This is a genomic window from Wolbachia endosymbiont of Leptopilina clavipes (assembly GCF_006334525.1).
Classification (GTDB): domain Bacteria; phylum Pseudomonadota; class Alphaproteobacteria; order Rickettsiales; family Anaplasmataceae; genus Wolbachia.
Genome location: NZ_QJHA01000001.1, coordinates 1 through 22,718, shown reverse-complemented (window position 1 = coordinate 22,718; position 22,718 = coordinate 1). Strand labels below are relative to the sequence as shown.

Here is a 22,718-nt window from a genome sequence, read left to right as displayed (position 1 = left end):
TTAGAAGCAAAAGTAGCTCAGGATGGTATCATTTTAACAGAAGAACAGATAACAGCTCTAGAAAAGGCTAAGGAAGAAAAAGAGGCCCATGGAGAAATTGAAACAGAGCATCCAGGATACTTAGGTAGCCAAGACAGTTATTATGTTGGTAATATCAAAGGTATTGGACGAATTTACCAGCAAACCTTTGTTGATACCTATTCCAGAGTTGCTTTTGCTAAGCTTTACACAGAAAGGACTGCTATCACAGCTGCAGATCTTCTTAATGATAGGGTAGTACCGTTCTTTGATGAACAGAAAGTATCATTGCTACGTGTTTTGACGGATCGTGGTACAGAGTATTGTGGCAGACCTGAAAATCACGCTTACCAGCTATATTTAGGGGTAGAAAATATTGATCATTCTCGAACCAAAGCTCGTTCTCCACAGACTAATGGCATATGTGAAAGGTTCCACAGAACTATGCAAGATGAATGTTACAATATTATCTTTAGAAAGAAAATTTACACCTCTTTGGCAGAACTTCAGTTAGACGTAGACCATTGGGTGCATTCTTACAATAGATCTAGACCGCATTCAGGTAAATATTGCTATGGTAAGACTCCTATGCAAACCTTTTTTGATAGTATGCATATTGCTTATCAGAAAAATATTGATAGCATTAAACAGGATGCTGATTTTGGTTTTGACTTTGTTAATTCTTCTGTCAGTTAATTCATGCTTGTCAGATTAAGTCTAGACTATTACAGCTAAATACACGGCGGTATTCTACATCATATCTCAATCATCTGTCAACCCATATTCCTTCCACTTCTCTGTAACTTTCTTTATTATTTCCTCGCTCATTTCAATTTTTCTTCCCCATTCTCGTTTGGTTTCAGGTGGAAGTTTGTTTGTTGCATCAAACCCTATTTTACCTCCGAGACCACTTTCAGGAGAAGCGAAGTCTAAATAATCAATTGGAGCATTCTCTATCATGATTGTATCACGTACAGGGTCCATTCTTGTTGAAACTGCCCACATTACTTCCTTCCAATCACGTACATTTATATCATCATCAACAACTATAATAAATTTGGTGTATAAGAACTGTTTGAGAAAAGATAGTGTGCCCATAACAATTCTTTTTGCATGCCCTGGATAAGCCTTTTTTATCGACACTACCGCTATTCTATATGAACAACCTTCTGGGGGCAGATAAAAATCTACTATTTCCGGAAACTGATTGATGAGAATAGGCACAAAGATTTCGTTGAGTGCTTCACCAAGAATTGATGGTTCATCAGGTGGTTTGCCAGTAAAAGTGCTGAGATAAATTGGATCTTTGCGCATTGTAATTGCAGTGATGTTAAACTCAGGAAACTGTTCAACAGCATTATAGTAACCGGTATGGTCTCCATATGGCCCTTCATCTTGGTAATTATCCAAACTTACATATCCTTCCAAAACAATTTCTGCATGAGCTGGAACCTGAAGAGGAATAGTTTTACAATTTACAAGCTCAAGTGTTTTTTTTCGCAGCAGCCCGGCAAATTGGTATTCTGATAAAGTCTCCGGCACCGGAGTTACCGCAGCAATAATCGTTGCAGGATCGCTACCAATCACAGCAGCCGCAGGAAACTTCATATTTTGTCCCCTCTCCTTCCACCGTTTATGGTGACCTGCACCACCACGATGTGCAAGCCAGCGCATGAGAGTCGTTTTTTTATTCACAACCTGCATACGATATATTCCAAGATTGAAATTATCTTGCTTGTCTGCTGTTGGTCCTTTTGTTACCACAAGTGGCCAAGTGATAAGCGGTGCAGGCTCGTTTGGCCAGCATGTCTGAATAGGTAGCAAACTAAGATCCACCTTATCCCCAGTTAGCACCACCTCTTGACATGGGGCTTTGCTCACAACTTTGCTCCGCATCGACAATACAACTTTTAGTAGAGGAAACATTTTCACAGCATCTTTGAAGGTTTTTGGCGGCTCAGGTGATCGCAAAAATGCTAGAAGTTTACCCAGATCCCTTAATTCATCAGAATTTATACCAAGTCCGAATGCAATTCTCTCAATAGTACCAAATAAATTCACTAAAACGGGAATTGAATTTTTGCCATTTTCTGTGACAACATTTTCAAAGATGATAGCTGGTCCCTTGTTTGACAAAACCCTACGATGAATTTCTGTCATTTCAAGAATAGTTGAAACTTCTTTTTTAATTCTAATTAGATCTTTTTTTTCTTCTAATGCTCTGATGAAGTCGCGTAAGTTATTGTACATATTTTAAAAATTTTAAGCCTTTTAAGAAGTGCTTTTCCCAGCACAACTCATTCACTTATTATTATAGAGGCTCTAGAAAAATTATTCTCCAATTCGCTTTTTAAGTTTTTATATTCAGCAGTCTTTAATTCTTCATTGGTAATAAAGCTTTTCTTTATGGTTATTAAATTGCTAAATTCGGTTCCATCATTTTTATATTTACAGAACCTATTTACATATAACCAAGGAGAATCTATTTCAAAATTCAAATTTTCACAGTTTTTAATTTTGATATCTTTTATTATCATATGGCTTTCCTTAGTTTTAGGAACACCAATAAAAAGATCTGACACTTGGTCAGAAGCTGTATTGACAACATCATTAAGCCAATTATCTCCTAAATTCAAAGCAGGTCCTAGATTTGTCTTGAAAATCTTATTTTTTTGCTGGAACTCATATTTAATTGTAAGATCCTCTACATTACGCAAGGTAAGGTCAGGCAATTCTAAGAACTTCTTTTCTTCTTCATCAAGATATACTCCACTAATCATACGAAAAACAGAATCTCTTAATTGCTCATCTGAATAATATAATCCAACACCTGTTAAGCCTAAGGCTGCTTCCCCTTGCACGGTAAGCTGGCCATATTCATTTACAACGTTATCTTCTATAGTTAATTCACTATGGGATATCACTTTTGAATTTTCACCTTGTACAGCAGGAATTTTTATGTCACTAGCTTCCTCAGAATCCAGTACTAGAGCGTTCCTATCAGCAATGTCTGGAAAAATACCCTGTGCCATACTGACAGTGTTAGTTGGATCAATCCAATATATTTTTCCATCTCTATTTATTACTCTGAGCATCACATGATTAAAATTACCCATATTAGGTAATGCTTCAGGATTAGAAGTGCTAGTAGTTCCTCTCATAACTAAATAGGTTGAACTTTGTAACCAAGTTCTTGTAAAATAGCAGCCGTGCTAGCAGAAAAGTCTTTGCAATCCCCAATTTGAGAATCAGCAATTTTCTCTAAATCTCTCGGGAAATATTTTCCTGAGACTGTGCGCCAATCTCCCATATATTGAACTTTTTCATTCAATAAAGAAGTGACTGCATTAATTTTCTCCTCATCAGTATTTTTATTGGCAGCAGATTCTGCTATAGCTATAAAAGTTGCAGGAAGTGGCTGATTAATGACGCTATGATATCCAGGAGCTAATTTTTCAGCTAAATCATCCCATTTAGATAGGCTCGACAATGATACCCAAGTGTTGTGTTTTGTATTCAATATTCCATTATGTGGCTCATTTATTGTGTTTTCATAAACTGCTCTCTTTAAAGCAATGCTTATAGAATGTACATCATCCTTTTTTTCCTCAGCAATCTCTAATACGCTTCTTGGATCATTAACTTTAATCTCTAGAGGCAATTCAGAATTGATTTTAGTATTTTCTGCTTGTAAATAATCCCCATAATACGAAAAGCTCAAGCCATAAAAATTATCAACGGGAACCTTTTTGTTAACTTGCTTATATCTTAAATATACTTCCGTACCAATTTCTATTTTAGGGAATGAGATGGTTACTTGCCTTAACTGATCGAAACCTTTGCTAGGGCTAGCCAGCGGTTTATCCTCCATCATGTCTTCAGTTACTATATATTCTTCTCCGTTGTAAGTTGTTTTAGCCTCTAAAACAGTAAAATCTGCACTATCATCATTGTAAACAAGACTGTATAGAGAGAATCTATCACGCCCAGACTCCTTGAGTATTTTTGCTTGAAGCTCTACTTCCGTTTCGTAGGTACCATCTCTATTAACATTAATGTTAACATTAGAAAACTTAACCTCGACAGAAGCATCTTCGTACTTACTCCACCTTGCTTCAGCTGTCGAAGCTACAAAAAATGCTAACATTGCTAAGTTAAAGACAGCTTTTAAAAACCTCATTTTTTACTTACATTTATTGAAAAATCATTCTATTATATCCGAACAACACTATCGGAAATGTAAGACTTAGTGTGTTCATATTACTTAGCGACGCGCTTACCGATATTATATGCAGCGATTACAAGATAATCAACTTTTTTGCTTACAATTTGCTAGAAATAGCGGTAAAGACTATCTAAATCTTTATAAATGCCTTACTCTGCAAAATTTTTCATCACCAAATCTTATGATGAACTTTACAAAAACATCTTAAATTTCATTTTATAAAGTTTGCATTTCTTGATAAAAATGTTTTAACATTGAGCATTTCTTTAATATTTGTATTCTTTAAGTAAGTGTATGTCTAAAATACCATTTTTATTGATTTTTATACTTGCAGTAGCAAGTTTACCAGTAATAAACAATTGGCTTTCACACCGCAGTCAGAACTTAAATGATGATTATATAGGTGAGAGATTGGATAATTACATCAGTAAAAATTTTGATAGAGTTCTAAAAGCTCTCCAGGAAGAGTCAGCTAAAAATAGTTATGCTAATGCAACCAAAAATAAAATTTCTCAGCATAAAAATGAAATATTCGACTCCACTTATCCTTACTCAGGAAATGAAAATAGCAATATCATAGCTGTAGGTTTTTTTGACTATTCTTGTGGATATTGCAAAGCTATAAAGAACGATGTAAAACAATTGATCAATGATGGCAAAATTAAGTATATCTTTAGGGATGCTCCAATACTTGGCAACAATTCTTTAAAGGCAGCAAAAGGTGCTTTAGCAACTTATTTTATCGATAAAGAAAAGTACTTAGATTTTCACTACGCTGCACTAAATCACAGAGGAGAATTTTCAGACGAAATTATATTAGGTATAGTAAAAAATATAGGGATTAACGAGGAAGATTTTAATAACTCTATGAAAAATAATGCAGACAAAATTGAGCACATGATAAACAATAGTAAACTTTTAGTAAGAGAGTTGGGAGTAGGCGGTACACCTTTTTTGATAATAGGAGATAGTCTTTTTGTAGGAAAAACTGATTTGAATATATTACGCAAAAAAGTGAATGAGTTAAAAGATTAATAAATTTCCTGCTTGACAGCACAAGAAAGTTTAAGTATAGTTAAGATATAGTAAGTAACAATATGTATAGGCTACATATTAGTTCAAGAAAAGTAGGTGATGTTTGCTTGCAACACAGCACGACCTTAAGTAATTAGCCTTCCTAGGCTGATTAATATATTAAAATACAATCATTATTTTGGAGTTATAACATGAAAAATTTCAACAGAAAACCAATTGCTCTTTTTCGGCAAATCAAAGGAAAGAAAAAATCGAATAAATTATTGCATAATTTAAAAAGCACTTATCCTAGAGAGCTAAAAATAGGAGCTGCTATAAAGACAGGGGATTGCTTTTTTGACTCTGTGGCTCAAGGATTGAACGAGTTAAATATAAAACCAGATCATTATTTTACTGCAAAATCATTAAGAAAAGACTGCGCAGATTATGTTGAGCAACATGGTAAACAAGATAGTTGGGCCTATAAAGCAGTAATAAAAGACGCTGCTATTGGTGGCTACTTTGTTGCGCTAGAAGGTCCATATGGTCCTATACAAGATCCAAAAACTAAAATAAATATGATAGATGAGAAAAAGACTTTTCATGAGTACTTAAAAAATATTAAGAATATGGCCACAGGAGCTGGTTCTGCACCTATATGGGGTCGTCCAAACATTAAAGGTAGAATGATATGCGACAAGTACAAAGTGGAACTTTATATTTATTCAATAGAGGAAGGTAGTCAAAAAGTTACGGTAACTAAAATTACAGCACATGATGATGATCCAGCAGTTTTTATACAAGATATAGATCTCAATCAACTAGAGATAGATAGTAGCAAAAAACTGTAGCAGTAGTGAATTACATGAGGCATTTTGTGCCACTTCTTAGCAAAATCCCTTCTGATATAACAGAAAATCAATCAGTTTCTAATGAAGAAATCTTTGGTGAGGTTACAGAAGCTTCTGCTTCTGAGCAACCAGTACGACAAAAAAGCAGCACTAGTGAGCCGATTTTTTCGAATAAAAGCACTCCTATTTCTAATCAATCAGAGCAGAAACCACTAAAAGAAAGAGCTGCTGATAGAAGTATTGATGAAAGGAATTCACAAAATCATGAAGCAATGTTAGAAAAAACACACAATAAAACTTGTGAAAATACAGCAAAGATCTTGAGTGAAACTTCTAAGGATATGAAAAAAAATTCCAGTGAAGAAATTCTTGAAATAGGTAAAAGGGTTCCTTCCTCTAATCAATCAGAGCAAGAAGAACAATATAATATCAGAACTAGCAAAGTAGCAATTGCGCAAGATCATAAAGAACAAAAAACACAAAAGAGAGAATTGATACCAGCGCTAGTGAGCCAATTCATACAGATACAGTAATTACTATTTCTCATCAACAAGGGCAAGAAACACAACAAGAGGCAATAGAAAAGAAATTAATCAATAGTTACAGAAGAGAAGCTATTTATAGCATAGCTGCTGTAATAACAGCTATAGCATTCACAGCATCTGCTATAGCTACTGTTTTTACTCAACCAATTCCTTTAGCATCTCTTGCTGGAGTTGCTTTAGTTGTTTCGTGTGTTTGTGTATATCAGTTAATGCAAAGTCATAACGACATTCATGAACTCAAAAGTGAGCCAAAGGAAAATATTGCCCACACTTTTCTAGAAGAAACGGGATTTAAAATTTATAGCCTGATTGATAAAGCAGCTTCAAAAATTTAAGATCTTTCCTACTTCATCTATATCAACTCAACTTTATTTTTACAGGAGGACATATGTCATTTACAGAAATTAGATTTCCAGAAAATATATCTTATGGCTCTACTGGAGGACCGGAATTTTCGACTGACGTTGTAACAACTCATAATGGTTGTGAGCAGCGCAATATTAATTGGTCTCGTGCACGTGCCAGGTATAACATAGCTTATGGAGTTAGGTCAAACGAGCAGCTAACAGAACTCATAACATTTTTTCAGGCACGAAAAGGTAAAGCAATAGGGTTTCGTTTTAAGGATTGGTCAGACTTTACAGTTATCAATCAAGAAATTGGCATAGGAGACGATAAAAAACGATCTTTCAACTGATGAAAACTTACATAAGTGGAAAAGACAAGCATACACGAACTATTAAAAAGCCAGTGCATGATACAATAAAAATTTACCTAGATGGTGAAAAGACAGAAAAATATTCAGTGAATTATTCAACTGGAGAAATAGCATTTATGAAACCACCAGCAAAAGGTACAATAATCACCGCAAGCTTCGAATTTGATGTACCAGTACGATTTGATACAGATTACCTAAACGCTTCTATTGATAACTATGGCAGCAATAGCTGGAACAATATTCCCTTGGTGGAAGTGAAATAAAGTTAAAGTATGCTCCATAAAAGTTAAGCGATACTGAGGCTCATATTTAAATGAGCCTCAGTATATTTTAAAGCCTATCGTCCATTACAATGTTCCACACTCGAAATTTGAGGAAATTCTAAAGTAGTGCTTTCTTTTTCCTGTAAAATAGAAAGTTTTAACAACTCCTTTATAGCTATTTTTGCAAGTGTTTTATCATCTTTATTTAAGATTTTATCTAGCATGTTTTTTTCTGTAAGCGACTAACATAATTTCTAGCTTCCTCATTCAGACCTTGTATTTTGTTAATACAAGACAATACTAAATCCGAATTCTTCATTGCTAAAATCCCATCGAGGAAAATATCTAATTTTGTTTTATCTTTAGTTAAGTCTTTAACTAATTTATTTATGATATCATCATTGTCAAACAAAATGTACTCTAGATACGAGGCAGACTCAATAAGTATAAAGTCTTCTAAAGGTAATGGTTCTAAATCGTCTTCAACATAAGTCAATATGCTAAACTCAGTAATACATCCCTCTTTTCTCACAATACAGCACTTGGGAAGACCACGATACATTGATAGCAAAGAAAAGAGACGTGTTATACTTGTACCTCTATCTTTCATTTCCTCGAGAAGCTTTTTATCATTTATTAGTTTATGCAAAATGTAATCCGTAGCAAGACCTGGTTTGCGAAAATGAAACATATTATTTTCTGCAAAAATAGCCTCAGCTAATTCTATAGACTTTTTATCCTCATCTATAAAAGCCTTCTCGCTTCTATTTAATTGTATGATTTCAGCCTTGCTATTGCTGCGTAGCTTAATTTGCCCTATTAACCTCTCAAATGCTTCTGTATTCATATATATCTTAAAATAGTTAAGATTAATATTAATTATATTAACTATTTTAAGAAAAATAAATGAAAATCTTAATAAAGATTAAGCTTTTATTAAAAAAGTAAAGTCTTTTTATATTTGTATGAGTATATAAAAGGTTTGATTGTTGTAAGTTATCTAAGTGCTAGAGTCTAATTAATAAGTCTGCTTGAAGCCGCTCAGTGTTTGTACAGTTGTGCCTGCGCAACTTGCTTCAAAATTTCTGCTTGTTGTTGAGCATGGACATTAGCATAACCACATGCAGAAGATGCAGCAGCAGGTCTTGCAATGCACTTAGGTCTTTTTGCTTGAGCATTGAGGCCAGACAATACCTCTTCTATCAATGGGTTGACAAAGAACCATCCTCCCATATTTTTTGGTTCCTCTTGACACCATATAATTTCAGCGTTCTTATATTTTTCGAGTTCATTGTTTAGTTTATCGGCCGGGAATGGATAAAATTGTTCTAAACGCACTACTGCTATATCGTTTATTTTTTGTGCTTCAAGCATTTCAATTATGTCGTAATAAACTTTACCACTACATATTACAACTTTACGTATTTTATCACTTGCAACTAAACCTGTTCTACACTCTGGAATTACCGTAAGAAATTTTCCTTCAAAGTCAGAAAGGTTAGAAACTGCGCTTTTATGACGCAATAGTGATTTAGGTGTAAACACCACTAAAGGCTTACGAAAATCTCGATTAATTTGTCGGCGTAAAGCATGAAAATAATTCGCAGGAGTAGAGCAATTAACCACCTGCATATTATCCTCTGCACAGAGCTGCAAAAACCTCTCTATACGAGCAGAACTATGCTCAGGCCCCTGCCCTTCATAACCATGAGGCAAAAGTAGAACTAGACCACTTGACCGCAACCACTTTGTTTCTGCAGATGAGATAAATTGGTCGATCATAATTTGCGCGCCATTTGCAAAATCACCGAACTGCCCTTCCCAGAGCACAAGTGAATATGGAGAGTCAAGGCTATATCCATATTCAAAACCCATCACAGCATACTCAGATAGTGCGCTATCTATAACTTCAAAGCGAGCTTGCTCTTTACTTATATTGTTCAGTGGAATAAACGTTTCTTCTGTTACTTGATCAACAAGTCTTGAATGACGGTGCGAGAAGGTGCCGCGACCAGAATCTTGTCCTGACAAGCGCACTCCTATTCCTTCTTTAAGCAATGACGCGAATGCAAGACTTTCAGCAGTTGCCCAGTCTATGTTGCTACCGGAATTTATACTGTCTATTCTGCCATCAAGTATTCTTCTGACTTTATTATTGAGATTAAAACTACTTGGAATATTGCTATTTATGTGTACACCTAATTTTTTTAGCTCATCTGGTGAAACACCAGAGTCCGTATAATATTCACTCAAATCGTTCAACTTTGCTCTCCTGAGTTTTAACCACACTCCATCAAACCAGTCAGCTTTCTTCGGAGTATAAGTCGTTGACTCAGTAAGGCTTTTATCCAATCTTGTTCTAAATTCGCTGCGTAATTTACTTACTTCATCGCTACCTAGCACTTTCTCTGCAGTCAGCTTCTCTTCGTACAGCGTGCCTGGAGTTTTATGCTTTGATATTGCTTTATACATAAGTGGCTGAGTAAAATTTGGTTCATCGCCTTCATTATGGCCATATTTGCGGTAGCATATTATGTCAATCACCACATCCTTTTTAAATTTCTGCACATACTCCATTCCCAAATTCGCGGCAAAACTCACGGCTTCTGGATTATCTCCATTAACATGAAATATTGGAGCTTCTATTGATTTTGCTACATCAGTACAATAAAAAGAAGAGCGTGCACAACTAGGATTTGCAGTAAAACCAACTTGGTTATTAATGACAATATGGACGATACCACCTACTGTATAACCTTCAATGTTGCTCAAAGTCAGGGTTTCTGCAACCACTCCCTGCCCGATGAAAGCTGCATCACCATGAATTGACACTCCAAGCACAGATCTTATATTTTGCTTCGCTCTTACTCTTCCAGCTAGAACTGGATTTACCGCCTCAAGGTGAGATGGGTTAGGACATAAACTTAAGTGTATTTTTTTACCACCAGCAAGTGCTCGATCAGAAGAGTAACCAAGGTGATATTTGACATCACCAGATACCTCAAGACCACTTGGGTATGCAAGATTGCCTTGAAATTCAGACAGCATTGCCGCATATTCTTTCCCCATAACTTTGGTTAGAACATTAAGCCGTCCTCGGTGGGCCATACCAAGAACTATTTCTTCAATACCAAAAGCTGCAGAATCACTAATAACTCTTTCAATTGCAACAATGGCTGACTCCCCACCTTCGATAGAAAAACGCTTATATCCAGGAAATTTCATATGGAGAAATTGCTCGAACATCTCAGATTCAATCAAGTGCCTTAGTATTTCTTTTTTATCCTGAGGGCTTAGCGTATAGACCTGATTTTCAATTTTCTCCTGCAGCCACACTCTTTCCTCATAAGAGGAAATATGCATAAATTCAAACCCGATGTTCTTGCAGTAAATATCTCTATATATTTTAGCATCATGCGCTGGAGAGATATTCAAATATTTCTGATAATCTATTTCTTTATTTACATGCGGTGATAATGGATTTAAGTCCGCAAAAAAATGACCGTAAGATCTGAAGAAATTTGCTAAGCTAGAAATTGAATCATCCGACTTGACTGCGTGCTGTGCATTGCAGGCTTCCGTTTTATTCATTTCTAAATTGCTTGAAAAAATCCTATTCCAATCCTCCCCGATTGATTTATCGCCCTGCAGATAACGGCTATACATTTCTTCTACAAATTCTGCATTATCACCATAAAGGCAGCTTAGACTTAGCATAATCACTACAAAAGATATCAAATACTTATAAGTATAACTTAAGTTTTTTAAAAAAGAACTCCTTTAGTTTCTAATTATTAAGTTATACAAACACTGTAATCCGAGTTTTCCAGAAAGGGTGTCATTCTAGACTGACATCTAATCTTTCCATAAATGCTGTATTTCAACATAAAACAACTATACTCATCAACTTGTTCTCTAATTGCACATAAGTCAACAATAATTTTTATATAAACCAAAATAACATATTTCCTACATAATCTTTAATAATTTTACATACAAGAGCAGTGTGCTTCCATGGTTCTCTCCGCGGTCTGATATGACAACAAACTTGTCAAGCCGCACTATACTTGTTAGGTGGAAGTGGACGGCAACATGTGCCCAACGAAGTCTAGGCTTCAAGGTTTTTTCTTGCTTATCCCTTCCATCGGCATTACTACCTCGAGTAAAATTATTGTTTATGCTCCTCTTAATTGTAATAACAAAATTCTGTTTTATTGATCAACATCCTGTGCATAATTACAGCCAATTTTCTTGCTACTGCTACAATTGCTTTCTTCATCCCTTTTTTCCTTGCAAGTTTTAACCCCCAGCTTTTCAACTTAAAATTTTTCTTACTAACTGTAAGTAAGACTTGTGCAGCTTCATATAACATACTTCGACATTCCATGGGCCCCATTTTTGATATACTACCATGCCGATCAATTTCTCCAGAAGCATATTGTCTTGGTGTTAACCCCATATACGCTCCAACTGTACTAGATCTTTCAAATCTATTTGGGTTATCCACTGTTGCTTTATATGTCATTGCTACTATAGTACCAACACCTGGAGCAGTAGTTAATAATTTACAATCCTCATCTTTTTTGCCTTGTTCTAAGAGCATCTTGTCAAGTTTTTCCAATGACTTCTCTATTGCCTCTAAACTACAAACTAACGCTCCAATTGAAGCCTTACTTATTTCATCCAAATCTTTAATTGCTTTTTCTATTCTTAAAGACAAGCTTTCAAATTTTGACCCTTGACCGAGCTTTATCCCGTATATTTATTGTCCCAACAATCTGCTGGTAGCTGCATGTTAACTGTCTTCTACTTCCAAGTGCTATTTTAATTTGACAAGATTCATCCGATTTTACTAGTACTTCTTTATATAGCCCAGCCCTCATCATTTGAGCTATACCTCTTGCATCATTCTTATCGTTTTTATTGATTCTTGCAGACAAAGCTGCTGCCATATGTCTTGCATCTACACAAACTACTGGCAAGCCAAAACTCCTTAATTTTTTGCACATTGATATTGAAAGTTGTCCACTTTCTACTCCTATAGTTTCGTAATTTTTGCCTTGTTCAAGCAAGTACTCTGCTATTGCCTTGCTTTCGCTTGCAACAACTCCTTCTTTAACAATCTTTCCTTTCTCATCAACGATACTAATGAAAGTTTCTTTGAGTGAGACATCTAATCCGCTATAATATTTCATGAGACTACTCCTACTGTAAAAGTTTAAATTGTTTTTGAAGAACTTATTCTACTGAATTCGTTACTTCGTGTTAAAATAATGGAGTATGTCTCTCCATCATTCAACAGCAATTACAGTATGTGCCCAATCATAATTCCTAGATTCCAGTGTTAGCTACTTGTTTTTTGGATTTCTATACTATTGCTGATTGAAGATTATTGAAATTTTTTGCACATTAAGGAACGCAAGCGTTTATGAGTCAGAGGATAAGTCATATAACATTTACTCGGTCTTAATACTTTGAATTTATATTTAAGTAAACGATAAACAGTAATTGGTATGAGTGATCTATTTAAAAGTGACAATTATGATAAAAATCTCAATTCTTTGATAAGAGTCATAAAGCTGAAGGATACAAAAAAAATTAATGAACAATATGATGAAACACTGAAAGATTTATCTCAAGCTCTGAAGAATTTTACAAACAACGCAAAAGATGTAGCCAAATTTGTTATATATAGCGACTTGAATAATTATGTAGAACCTTTGAGCACAAAGCCACTAGGTTTTATTGGAACATTAAAAGGGATATTAGATAGAGTCTTGGGAAAAGATATTCCAACTAATGATAATGACATAAAAAATTTTGTTGGTGATGAATTATCAGGTTTCACTATAGAAAAAGCAGCCGAATACACAAATATTTTAAGTACAATTAATCTATTCAAGAAAGGACTTAAAGAAATTTTAGATTCGAAACAGAGTGGAAAAGGCAATAAAGAACATAAATCATACGAAGTAAGCACGGAAAATAAAACGACATCAAAGCAGAAGGAAGATACTCCTAAGCTGCAAGAAGGAAAACAGCCGGTAGGAAAATTAGTTATGAAGAGAATAAAACGGCCAACAACAGCACCTCCGCCACCTCCTACTGCCTCAAAAAAGGTACACTTTAAACCAGAAATAGAGAATGTATCTCCTGAAGATTCAGGCTATGAAAGTTCATTAAGTGAAGAGTCTGGACATGAGGAAATATCAAATTATCAAGAGAAAAGTAGTAAATCTTCAACAAAAGATTCGGAAGACTCAAAGTTAGCTAAAAAGGAGCCAACTCACAAAACGAAACCTAAGAAAAATTCAGGAACAAGAAGAGGATATAAAAAGAGACAGGCTCCAGAGCCACCAGCGCTAAACGCTACCAATCAAGAAATTAGGCAAGAAACTAAAGAAGATAAATCTGAAATACTGTCAAATCCTAAAAGGCTAGATATTGTTGATCAACAAGTGAGCACGAAACCAATAATAGTAGAAGTGACTTCGCAAAAATCAGCTGAAAGTAAACCAATCCTGAAAAAATCTGCTGATAAAGCAGCATCAGAAGTAAAAGCAGTTATTATAAAAGAAAAAGTAAATAGCAAGAAGGACGGTAGAGTAAAGTCAATAGTAGGAAAATTTGAGCAAAATCAAGTTGCTAAGAGCAAAGCCACCCCTACAACACAAGCAGATATCGGTATGAAGAAAGATCCTGCACCATCGCAAAAAACTGCCTCCCAATCTCACTCATTTCCGGTAGGAAATAAAAGATCTAAAATGAACCCCATAACAGCAAAGTCCGATTCTAAACTTCCGGTTAGTAAAAAACCTCTTCTCACTCATGTTAGTGTAAAGAAAATAGCTGCACGATTTGAAAGCCATGGGAAGAAATAGCTATAACCTATTGAACAAACCCTATAATATCCTTGATCTTTTTTATATTGTTATTTGCAATCTCTGCTGCTTTTTCTGTACCTTTTTTCAATATTTTATGTAAATGGAGCTGGTCCTTTAAAAGATCGTTCATCCTCTCACGTATAGGTGATACAACACTGATGATTAAATCAGCCAACTCTTTTTTAAAGTGTTTCATATCATGTTTATTCACTTCTTCACACACTTTTTCCACATTTAAATCACTAAGCACTGAATAAATGTTTACCAAATTGTTTACTTCTGGACAGCACTTTAAAGTAGCAAAATCAAAACCTAGCATTGAGCCTGTTTTTGCTTTCCCTATTTTTTTAACGATTAAATCATCTGTGTCGTCAAGGTTAATGCACGAATATTCTGAAGGGTCAGATTTACTCATTTTGCTTGTACCATCTCTTAAGCTCATTATTCTTGATGTGCAATCCAAAGTTAAGATTTCAGGTATGATGAAATGACTACATTTATAATGATTGTTAAAAGCTGATGCAATATCACGTGCAAGTTCTAAATGCTGTTTTTGATCATCGCCAACAGGAACATATTTAGTTTGATACAGCAATATATCCGCAGCCATAAGTACTGGGTAGCTATATAACCCAAGAGAAGCTTTTTGTTTATCGCTTCCAGCCTTATCTTTAAATTGAGTCATACGATTAAGCCAACCAATTGGTGTATAGCACCCTAGAAGCCAGCCCAATTCTGCATGACCACTAACTGCGGATTGATTGAAAATAATCGACTTTTCCGGGTCTATTCCACATGCAATATAAGTTGCTGCTGCTTTAAAAATATTATTTTTTAATTCATTTGCGGGAAGCTTATTTGCTGTGATTGCATGCAGATCAACAACACAAAAAAGAGATTTATATTTATCCTGCAAGCCTATCCACTGCTTAATTGCACCAAGATAATTGCCCAAGTGTAATACTCCACTTGGCTGAATACCTGAAAAGACAACTTCTTCCATACCTTGAGTGTTTTATTAGTTATTTTCGCAATCAGCAGATTTTTTAGAAAGAATAACCATTGCAGGACGAAGCAACCTATTTTTAATTGTATAACCAGTTTGTAGTACTTCTACAATAGTGCCAGGCTCTTTTTCATTATCTTCTCTTTCCACAACAGCTTGATGTAAATTGCTGTCAAAAGAGTTACCTATTGGATCTATTTCTTCTATTCCATGTTTTTTTAGATCACTCACAATCTTTTGGTGCGCCACTTTTATTCCTTCATGAATAGGATCATCATCTTTCAAGTTTTCCATTGCTTTTTTTAAATTGTCACAAGAGTCGATCATATCACGTGCAAATTTTGTGACTGCATAATCACTTGCATCGCTAATTTGCTTTTGCATTATACGTTTAACGTTTTCATTATCCGCAACAGCGCGACGTAAATGATCTTCAAGCTGAACTGCACGTTCTTTTAATATATTAAGCTCTTCACTTAAATCACCTGTTTGCTGATCTTCTTGATCATCCCCTTTTCGTTTACTGACCATATCTGCAAATTTCTTTTTTTTCTCTTTATTACTATCTGACATATCATTCACCCTTACAAACTTAATAAATATATAACAATCAATCTAAAAATATCAAGCGTTAGCTATCCTTGTCTTTCTATGCTTGCATTTAAAAAGTCAATCAAAGCAGTTTTATAAAGAGAATCAGAAAAAGTATCAATATTACTTTGCGCCATATTAATATAGTGTTTAGCTTCTTCCATAGAAACATGAATGGCATTATGATGATTAATATATTGTAATGCTTGGTCAAAATTGTGTCTAGCTGAAGAGAAAGATTTCTCCCAGAATTTTTGTTCTGATGGGCTGCCTTTTTCATATGCTATAATAGAAGGTAAAGTAACTTTACCTTCAAAGAAATCTTTTCCAAGTTGCTTTCCTAAAGTGCCTTGATTAGCAGTATAATCTAGCACGTCATCAATTATTTGGAATGCCATACCAAAATTAAACCCGAAATTCCTTAGCCTCTCTGTTTCGTCACTTGTGGCTCCAGATACTACTGATGCAGCCTCGCAGCATGCAGAAAATAAAGATGCTGTCTTTTCTCCAATGATATTAAAATAATTTTTCCTAATTGTGTTAGGGTCAAAACGCGTTGTCATCTGCTTTATCTCACCCTTGACAAGCAAATTAGATGCCTTAGATAAAATAGAGAGAACACTTAAATTCCCACAGTCTATAAGCCATCTAAATGCTAAGGTCAATAATAGATCACCAACTAAAATGCTTGATTTATTCCCCCAAATTTTATTTGCTGTTGCAACTCCATGGCGTGCCTTACTTTCATCAAGCACATCATCATGAAGTAAAGTAGCGTTGTGTATAAATTCTACCGATGCAGCAATGTTGATCCTACTCTCTCCAGAGTAATTCAGCATTTTACAAATAATAAAAATGAGCTTAGGCCTTATCTTTTTTCCTCCTGAATTAATAAGATGAGATGTAATATCGGTAGCAAGCTTAGTACCTTCATCATTGACATTTTTGAAGATAAAGTCATTCATAGCCAATAAATCAGAAGATACAATATCATCTAATTTACTACTTTTTGTTAAATCAGTGTTTAGCATTTAAGAGGACTTATGCTTCTTGCCCTTGTACTTTCTCAACTTTTTTCTTTTCTATTTTTTTCGATTCTGTTTCTAAATCTACTATGCCTTTTTTAATGAACCACATTACCCTTTCAGTTGCTTGCGCTCCTACACTTAGCCAATGTTTTAATCTATCAGCTTTTACCACAACACGATTTTTATTGTCTTTTGGCAACATTGGATCATATTGTCCTATTCTCTCAATAAAGCGCCCATCTCTTGGTGCTCGTGAATCGGCTACAACTATCCTATAAAAAGGACGTTTCTTTGCCCCAAACCTTGCTAACCTTATTTTAACTGCCATGTCAACCTTTATTCATATATTAATTACAATTTAAATACAATAAACAGCTCAAGTCAAACTAATTGTACCTCTTTTACCTAAAAATACAATATAGCCCCCTCCAATCACTCATAAAGGAAGATAATAAACTTTTTTATATATCATCAATCATAGCATGATTAACTTCTACTCTATACTTTGATTTTAGATAGCTAATTAACTGTTCCTTTAGCGATATCATCACACGTTTTCCGGTGTCAAGCATGTTTAATTTACCATTTGATGAATGCATTTGTTTTAGAACGCCTATTATAATTTCATTATTGTATTGAATAGGATCTGTTACCGAATTAGTTGTTTTCATATTGAAAATCTCTTCTATGAAAGAAAAAGGGTAGTTTTGTTCATTGCGTTGTATTTGCTGGCCTTTAACCAATTTTATACCTTGCATTTCTTCCAAATCTGTCTTTTCTCTTAGTTGAACTGCTACTTCTTGTCCCATTTTAAACATTCTTTCTTTTATAAATTCACTACGCCAAAGCTTTATGGCTGATTCCCTACTTTCTTCAAAATTTTGTAATTTAGGAGGAACGATATCACTGATTTTTACACCAACAACAGTATCTCCAACACCCTTAAAATAATTCTTCTGATCTTTCTCGCGTGAAAAAATGAAAGAAATGAAATCACTGGAATTTCCTACTTCATTACCACTTTGGTCTTTTCCACTAGCATCTACTGGACCAATGGTTTGTATAGGTAAATTGTAATTATTGGAGATTTCTTCAATCGTTGCACCATTGTATATCTTATAATTCACTTGATTTATGAAATCATTGACTTTTTCAAAAGACTTTTGATTGGTTAAAACTGACCTTATGTCTTTTTTTAAATCAACCAAGTCTTCATCAGAGATTTGATGTATGCTTTCTACCTTTATTACGTGCCATCCAAAATTGCTTGTTAAAACTTCACTTACTTCACCTGTTTTGAGAGCAAATACCTTTTCTCTCATATTTTCAGGTAAGAAATCCTTAGTTATATTATTTACTCTGGTTTCATCGAGTTTCACTTTATTAAACTCTTCTATTATTTGTTCAAAGCTTGCTTTACTTTCTTGAAGTGCTCTTCTTGCTATTTCAGCTTTTTCTTTGGTAGGAAATATCACATTAAATATGTCTCTTTGATTTTTAAGTTCCTGATGTTCTATTATACTATCAACCTCTTCATCTGAAATTCTGATTTGATCTTCAAAATATTTTTGATCCAGAGAAATGTATTGCGCAGTTCGATACTCAGGGTAATAAAAATTGGACTTATTTCTTTCATACAAATCAAGTAAGGCTTGATCATCTGGTTCAGGAACGTCTGTAATTGCATCCTCAGTTATTTTAACAATATCAACTACTCTAGTTTGGTAGCGATTTTTGTATATCTGCTCATCAACACCCTCACCAAAAGTTACCGGATAATTATCTTTAAATAACGAAGTCATGAACATCATTGCAGGCAGGATTTTCTCTAGTTTTTCTATATATTCCTTTTCTGTTATATGCAGGCTATTTAGAGTTTGATGGAATTTATTATGGTCAAATTCTCCTTTATCGTCCTGAAAATACTTGGTATTTTTTATATGGCTTTTGATAGATTCTTCTCCAACTTTTAATCCAAGTTCGCTAATTAGGTTAAACAATAGTTTTTGCTCTATAAGTGCGTTAAGTAAATCATATTTCAGCTTTTTTACTTGTTCTTTACTTACATCAGATCCAAAAATTTGCTTTTCATAATTTTGATATAGTAATTTATATTCATCTGATGTTATAACTTCCTTTCCTACTTTAGCTAATTCTTTCCTTTCATCATCATTTGATAAAAGATTGCCAATCCCCATAAAGATTAATAAGCAAACTAAAAGGAGAACGATTGCCTTGGTAAAAAAATTTCTAATACTCATTGTAAACTCAGTCAACTAACACTTAAATTTAGAATAGCAATAATTTAATATTTGTAAATCTATTAACAAATTAGCTAATATATGTAATATTGTAGTGTATTAAATTGAATGGAAGCTTATATTAACCTAAGAGCCTGTAAGTGATCTCTGAATATGTTAAGATGAGGTATAGTTGACATGAGGTAAAGTATGAGGAATACATATCCAAGTGACATAAGTTGTGAAAAATTCGAAAAGATTAGACTAATTTTAGAAAGCGTGCGAAAGAAAACAAAGCCAAGAAGATTAGGTTTATATGAGTTATTTTGTGGTGTGCTTTATGTACTAAAAAGTGGCTGTCAATGGCGAATGCTTCCAAAAGAGTTTCCAAGATGGCGAAATTTTTACGATTACTTCAAGAAATGGAGTAAAAAAACGAATGAAGATAGAGAAAATGTTCTAGAAATTGTCTTAAAAAAAATTGGTTGGAGAGAACAGTGGTCGGAATACCAAAACAAGCTTCTGCATCATTGATGCCCAAAGTGTAAAAATACCGATACTGCTGAAGAAAAAGGTTATGATGTTGGTAAGAAAATTTCAGTAATAAAGCGTCATATCGCAGTTGATACACAAGGTTTGACACACGCAATTCATATAACAACGGCAGAAATAACTGATCGTAGCAGTGCTTTGACAATGGTTAAAAATGCTAAAGAAAGTCTCTCTGAAGTTAAAAACATACTGGTTGATGCAGGCTACACTGGAGAAAATTTTGCAACACAGATGAAAGTAACTATTGGTGCAACTGTTGAGGTGAAGCACCTTTGCTGTATTGCCAAAAAGATGGGTTGTTGAGAGATCTTCTTTTGCCTGGTTGGAAAAATGTAGGCGACTTTGGAAAAATTGCGAGCGTAAACTTAATACTAGCCTACAAATTTGCTTTTACTTCTTTCCTCCTCAAAAGATTATGAACAGGTTCTTTGATGATAGAGGGTTTATTTCTAATAGTCTTTATGTTGATGTGACAATATTTGGTACTTTGTCATTGTTAGCACTGCTAGCTACTGAGATATTTAGTCCTACATTTTCAAAAGGTTGTGAAATATACACTGAAAAACACATGAAAGATTTACTAGAAGAGGATCCAAGAGATAGAGTGCAAAAGGAGACTGATCTGTTAGAACGGTATGATCCACGAAAACTGTTAATGCCAATTATCATGCCTATTGTTAGAAAATGTTTTGCAGAAGTGGCAAGCGAGTTTGCTGAAAGGAATTTTTATGAGGTAAAAACTGATATGTCTGATGTTAATACTGAAGGACTACCTCATCCTCGAGCAATTGAATTTGCACAGCAAACAGTATAGTATAAGCTTTTAGCTCTATGCATGGACTCAAAAAAAGTAGAATTAATATTTGAAAAATTTCAACAGTCAAATCCTGCGCCAAAAATAGAGCTAAATTATACCAATCATTTTACGTTATTAGTTGCAATAGTTCTGTCAGCGCGGACGACCGATATAAGTGTTAATAAAATTACAAAGGAGCTATTTAGTATCGCTGATACGCCAGAAAAAATGTTGAATCTTGGGCAAAGTGAGCTGAGAAAATGCATAAGCAGTATTGGTTTATATAATTCCAAAGCAAAAAATATAATCGGGCTCAGTAAAATATTGATTGAGAGGTACAATAGCAAAGTGCCTACTAATTTCGATGATTTGGTATCTTTACCAGGGGTTGGGAGAAAGAGCGCTAATGTGTTCTTAAATTCAGGGCTTGGTATTCCAACATTGGCAGTTGATACTCACGTTTTTAGAGTGAGCAATAGAGTTGGGCTTGTGAAAGAAAAAGATGTACTTAAAACAGAGCAGTCTCTTTTGAATGTAGTGCCAAAAAAATACCTACTTTATGCTCATCATTGGCTAGTTTTGCATGGTAGATATGTTTGCAAAGCGCAAAAACCTTCGTGTGAAACATGCATAATTCATGATTTATGTGTAATAGTCTAGACTTGATCTGACAAGCAAACAAAGTAAGATAAAAATATAGACAAGTTTTAAAGGAGTGTCAGATATGAATACAACACAAGAAAAAATACTAAAACCAAAGTTGGGATTGCTAGAACTTGCAAAGCAATTAGGAAATGTATCACAGGCGTGTAAAGTAATGGGATATTCAAGGGATACATTTACCGCTTCAAAGAACTGTATGAAACAGGAGGAGAAGAGGCTTTACACGAGATAAGCAAAAGCAAGCCATTGTATGCAAATAGAGTGTCGGAGGATATAGAAAAAGCAGTAGTTGAAATAGCAATAGAGTTTCCAGCATACGGACAAGAAAGAGCAGCAAACGAACTGAAAAAGAGAGGAATTCTCATCTCTGCAAGTGGAATAAGATCAGTGTGGCAAAGAAACGATCTTGAAAATTTTAAAAAGAGGTTAAAGGCATTAGAAGCAAAAGTAGCTCAGGATGGTATCATTTAAACAGAAGAACAGATAACAGCTCTAGAAAAGGCTAAGGAAGAAAAAGAGGCCCATGGAGAAATTGAAACAGAGCATCCAGGATACTTAGGTAGCCAAGACAGTTATTATGTTGGTAATATCAAAGGTATTGGACGAATTTACCAGCAAACCTTTGTTGATACCTATTCCAGAGTTGCTTTTGCTAAGCTTTACACAGAAAGGACTGCTATCACAGCTGCAGATCTTCTTAATGATAGGGTAGTACCGTTCTTTGATGAACAGAAAGTATCATTGCTACGTGTTTTGACGGATCGTGGTACAGAGTATTGTGGCAGACCTGAAAATCACGCTTACCAGCTATATTTAGGGGTAGAAAATATTGATCATTCTCGAACCAAAGCTCGTTCTCCACAGACTAATGGCATATGTGAAAGGTTCCACAGAACTATGCAAGATGAATGTTACAATATTATCTTTAGAAAGAAAATTTACACCTCTTTGGCAGAACTTCAGTTAGACGTAGACCATTGGGTGCATTCTTACAATAGATCTAGACCGCATTCAGGTAAATATTGCTATGGTAAGACTCCTATGCAAACCTTTTTTGATAGTATGCATATTGCTTATCAGAAAAATATTGATAGCATTAAACAGGATGCTGATTTTGGTTTTGACTTTGTTAATTCTTCTGTCAGTTAATTCATGCTTGTCAGATTAAGTCTAGACTATTACATATTATTCTATTTATTATATAACTAAGTTCATCACAATTTTCTAATGTCACTCCAAGCGCTTCCCCAAGCTCTTCTAGTAGCTTTTTCTATCTCTTATTTTAACACAAAAGTTGTGAGAAGAGTTTGTTTTTGGTACCATT

Annotated in this window: 20 protein-coding genes and 4 pseudogenes; 11 read left to right on the top strand and 13 right to left on the bottom strand. The window is 34.6% G+C overall.

The window, feature by feature from the left end:
• Window positions 1-714: integrase core domain-containing protein (locus OUY_RS00105; protein WP_139686367.1), on the top strand; the 714-nt coding region annotated here is incomplete at its 5' end.
• Window positions 715-780: 66 nt separating this feature from the next.
• Here OUY_RS00105 and OUY_RS00100 read toward each other — a convergent pair.
• Genes OUY_RS00100 through OUY_RS06030 form a run of 3 tightly spaced genes read right to left on the bottom strand, consistent with a single transcriptional unit; the run spans window position 781 to window position 4,198 of the window.
• Window positions 781-2,268 carry a UbiD family decarboxylase gene (locus OUY_RS00100; protein WP_010402211.1) on the bottom strand — a complete coding sequence of 496 codons (1,488 nt, stop codon included), beginning with the start codon at window positions 2,266-2,268 and terminating at the stop codon, window positions 781-783.
• 47 nt (window positions 2,269-2,315) lie between these two features.
• A complete protein-coding gene (locus tag OUY_RS06035; protein ID WP_246038487.1) occupies window positions 2,316-3,179 on the bottom strand; it encodes a hypothetical protein in 864 nt (287 codons plus the stop codon).
• 2 nt (window positions 3,180-3,181) lie between these two features.
• Window positions 3,182-4,198, bottom strand: a complete 1,017-nt coding sequence (locus tag OUY_RS06030) for a DUF3857 domain-containing protein (protein ID WP_246038486.1) — start codon at window positions 4,196-4,198, stop codon at window positions 3,182-3,184.
• A gap of 339 nt (window positions 4,199-4,537) precedes the next feature.
• On the opposite strand from OUY_RS06030, the gene OUY_RS00090 reads away from it, so the two are divergent.
• The 5 genes and pseudogenes from OUY_RS00090 (at window position 4,538) to OUY_RS00075 (ending at window position 7,634) form a co-directional block, all read left to right on the top strand.
• Entirely contained in the window at window positions 4,538-5,278 is a 741-nt protein-coding gene (locus OUY_RS00090; RefSeq protein WP_139686366.1) for a DsbA family protein, read from the top strand.
• A gap of 191 nt (window positions 5,279-5,469) precedes the next feature.
• Window positions 5,470-6,108 (top strand): OTU domain-containing protein, encoded by a 639-nt coding sequence (locus OUY_RS00085; protein WP_139686365.1) that lies wholly within the window; start codon window positions 5,470-5,472, stop codon window positions 6,106-6,108.
• Window positions 6,109-6,134: 26 nt separating this feature from the next.
• The gene (locus OUY_RS06025) at window positions 6,135-6,641 is read left to right on the top strand and encodes a hypothetical protein (protein WP_246038485.1); all 507 of its coding nucleotides are present in this window, start codon (window positions 6,135-6,137) and stop codon (window positions 6,639-6,641) included.
• Between the two features lie 221 nt (window positions 6,642-6,862).
• On the top strand, window positions 6,863-6,988 hold the full coding sequence (locus OUY_RS06640) for a hypothetical protein (RefSeq protein ID WP_281277872.1): 126 nt from the start codon (window positions 6,863-6,865) through the stop codon (window positions 6,986-6,988).
• A 53-nt stretch (window positions 6,989-7,041) separates the two neighbouring features.
• Window positions 7,042-7,634: pseudogene (locus OUY_RS00075) on the top strand (TIGR02217 family protein).
• A gap of 74 nt (window positions 7,635-7,708) precedes the next feature.
• On the opposite strand, the gene OUY_RS06020 reads toward OUY_RS00075, so the two are convergent.
• The 5 genes from OUY_RS06020 to OUY_RS00055 form a co-directional block, all read right to left on the bottom strand.
• A complete protein-coding gene (locus OUY_RS06020) occupies window positions 7,709-7,858 on the bottom strand; it encodes a hypothetical protein (RefSeq protein ID WP_167315806.1) in 150 nt (49 codons plus the stop codon).
• Window positions 7,852-8,481, bottom strand: a complete 630-nt coding sequence (locus tag OUY_RS00070) for a hypothetical protein (protein WP_246038484.1) — start codon at window positions 8,479-8,481, stop codon at window positions 7,852-7,854. Before OUY_RS00070 ends, OUY_RS06020 begins: the two co-directional genes overlap by 7 nt.
• 194 nt (window positions 8,482-8,675) lie before the next feature.
• Window positions 8,676-11,351, bottom strand: a complete 2,676-nt coding sequence (locus OUY_RS00065; protein ID WP_139686364.1) for a 2-oxoglutarate dehydrogenase E1 component — start codon at window positions 11,349-11,351, stop codon at window positions 8,676-8,678.
• A gap of 469 nt (window positions 11,352-11,820) precedes the next feature.
• Window positions 11,821-12,354, bottom strand: a complete 534-nt coding sequence (locus OUY_RS00060) for a transposase (protein WP_139686363.1) — start codon at window positions 12,352-12,354, stop codon at window positions 11,821-11,823.
• Window positions 12,355-12,358: 4 nt separating this feature from the next.
• Entirely contained in the window at window positions 12,359-12,829 is a 471-nt protein-coding gene (locus tag OUY_RS00055; protein ID WP_139686362.1) for an IS110 family transposase, read from the bottom strand.
• A 318-nt stretch (window positions 12,830-13,147) separates the two neighbouring features.
• On the opposite strand from OUY_RS00055, the gene OUY_RS00050 reads away from it, so the two are divergent.
• Window positions 13,148-14,515 (top strand): hypothetical protein, encoded by a 1,368-nt coding sequence (locus tag OUY_RS00050; RefSeq protein ID WP_139686361.1) that lies wholly within the window; start codon window positions 13,148-13,150, stop codon window positions 14,513-14,515.
• 7 nt (window positions 14,516-14,522) lie between these two features.
• Here OUY_RS00050 and trpS read toward each other — a convergent pair whose 3' ends face one another.
• The 5 genes from trpS to OUY_RS00025 all read right to left on the bottom strand — a co-directional run bounded on the left by trpS (window position 14,523) and on the right by OUY_RS00025 (window position 19,404).
• Entirely contained in the window at window positions 14,523-15,521 is a 999-nt protein-coding gene (gene trpS / locus OUY_RS00045; protein WP_139686360.1) for a tryptophan--tRNA ligase, read from the bottom strand.
• A gap of 15 nt (window positions 15,522-15,536) precedes the next feature.
• The gene (locus tag OUY_RS00040) at window positions 15,537-16,097 is read right to left on the bottom strand and encodes a nucleotide exchange factor GrpE (protein WP_139686359.1); all 561 of its coding nucleotides are present in this window, start codon (window positions 16,095-16,097) and stop codon (window positions 15,537-15,539) included.
• Window positions 16,098-16,159: 62 nt separating this feature from the next.
• On the bottom strand, window positions 16,160-17,146 hold the full coding sequence (locus OUY_RS00035; RefSeq protein ID WP_010402250.1) for a polyprenyl synthetase family protein: 987 nt from the start codon (window positions 17,144-17,146) through the stop codon (window positions 16,160-16,162).
• A gap of 10 nt (window positions 17,147-17,156) precedes the next feature.
• On the bottom strand, window positions 17,157-17,471 hold the full coding sequence (gene rpsP, locus OUY_RS00030) for a 30S ribosomal protein S16 (protein ID WP_006015540.1): 315 nt from the start codon (window positions 17,469-17,471) through the stop codon (window positions 17,157-17,159).
• Window positions 17,472-17,604: 133 nt separating this feature from the next.
• The gene (locus OUY_RS00025; protein WP_139686358.1) at window positions 17,605-19,404 is read right to left on the bottom strand and encodes a peptidylprolyl isomerase; all 1,800 of its coding nucleotides are present in this window, start codon (window positions 19,402-19,404) and stop codon (window positions 17,605-17,607) included.
• 189 nt (window positions 19,405-19,593) lie between these two features.
• Between OUY_RS00025 and OUY_RS00020 the strand changes: the two are divergent.
• The 4 genes and pseudogenes from OUY_RS00020 to OUY_RS00005 form a co-directional block, all read left to right on the top strand.
• Window positions 19,594-20,335, top strand: a pseudogene (locus tag OUY_RS00020) (IS5 family transposase); the annotation flags it as partial.
• Between the two features lie 42 nt (window positions 20,336-20,377).
• Window positions 20,378-20,749: pseudogene (locus tag OUY_RS00015) on the top strand (molecular chaperone DnaJ); the annotation flags it as partial.
• 21 nt (window positions 20,750-20,770) lie between these two features.
• Window positions 20,771-21,391 (top strand): endonuclease III, encoded by a 621-nt coding sequence (gene nth / locus OUY_RS00010; protein WP_139686357.1) that lies wholly within the window; start codon window positions 20,771-20,773, stop codon window positions 21,389-21,391.
• Window positions 21,392-21,455: 64 nt separating this feature from the next.
• Window positions 21,456-22,543, top strand: a pseudogene (locus OUY_RS00005) (IS481 family transposase).
• Window positions 22,544-22,718 lie beyond the last annotated feature (175 nt).

Excerpts from the sequence above, each read along its gene's own strand:
- rpsP (WP_006015540.1), bottom strand. The coding sequence starts at position 17,471 with ATGGCAGTTAAAATAAGGTTAGCAAGGTTTGGGGCAAAGAAACGTCCT.
- OUY_RS00050 (WP_139686361.1), top strand. The coding sequence starts at position 13,148 with ATGAGTGATCTATTTAAAAGTGACAATTATGATAAAAATCTCAATTCT.
- OUY_RS06030 (WP_246038486.1), bottom strand. The coding sequence starts at position 4,198 with ATGAGGTTTTTAAAAGCTGTCTTTAACTTAGCAATGTTAGCATTTTTT.
- OUY_RS00085 (WP_139686365.1), top strand. The coding sequence starts at position 5,470 with ATGAAAAATTTCAACAGAAAACCAATTGCTCTTTTTCGGCAAATCAAA.
- OUY_RS06020 (WP_167315806.1), bottom strand. The coding sequence starts at position 7,858 with ATGCTAGATAAAATCTTAAATAAAGATGATAAAACACTTGCAAAAATA.
- trpS (WP_139686360.1), bottom strand. The coding sequence starts at position 15,521 with ATGGAAGAAGTTGTCTTTTCAGGTATTCAGCCAAGTGGAGTATTACAC.
- OUY_RS06035 (WP_246038487.1), bottom strand. The coding sequence starts at position 3,179 with ATGAGAGGAACTACTAGCACTTCTAATCCTGAAGCATTACCTAATATG.
- OUY_RS00025 (WP_139686358.1), bottom strand. The coding sequence starts at position 19,404 with ATGAGTATTAGAAATTTTTTTACCAAGGCAATCGTTCTCCTTTTAGTT.
- OUY_RS00090 (WP_139686366.1), top strand. The coding sequence starts at position 4,538 with ATGTCTAAAATACCATTTTTATTGATTTTTATACTTGCAGTAGCAAGT.
- OUY_RS00065 (WP_139686364.1), bottom strand. The coding sequence starts at position 11,351 with ATGCTAAGTCTAAGCTGCCTTTATGGTGATAATGCAGAATTTGTAGAA.
- OUY_RS00040 (WP_139686359.1), bottom strand. The coding sequence starts at position 16,097 with ATGTCAGATAGTAATAAAGAGAAAAAAAAGAAATTTGCAGATATGGTC.
- OUY_RS00100 (WP_010402211.1), bottom strand. The coding sequence starts at position 2,268 with ATGTACAATAACTTACGCGACTTCATCAGAGCATTAGAAGAAAAAAAA.
- OUY_RS06640 (WP_281277872.1), top strand. The coding sequence starts at position 6,863 with ATGCAAAGTCATAACGACATTCATGAACTCAAAAGTGAGCCAAAGGAA.
- OUY_RS00055 (WP_139686362.1), bottom strand. The coding sequence starts at position 12,829 with ATGAAATATTATAGCGGATTAGATGTCTCACTCAAAGAAACTTTCATT.
- OUY_RS00035 (WP_010402250.1), bottom strand. The coding sequence starts at position 17,146 with ATGCTAAACACTGATTTAACAAAAAGTAGTAAATTAGATGATATTGTA.
- OUY_RS00070 (WP_246038484.1), bottom strand. The coding sequence starts at position 8,481 with ATGAATACAGAAGCATTTGAGAGGTTAATAGGGCAAATTAAGCTACGC.
- nth (WP_139686357.1), top strand. The coding sequence starts at position 20,771 with ATGGACTCAAAAAAAGTAGAATTAATATTTGAAAAATTTCAACAGTCA.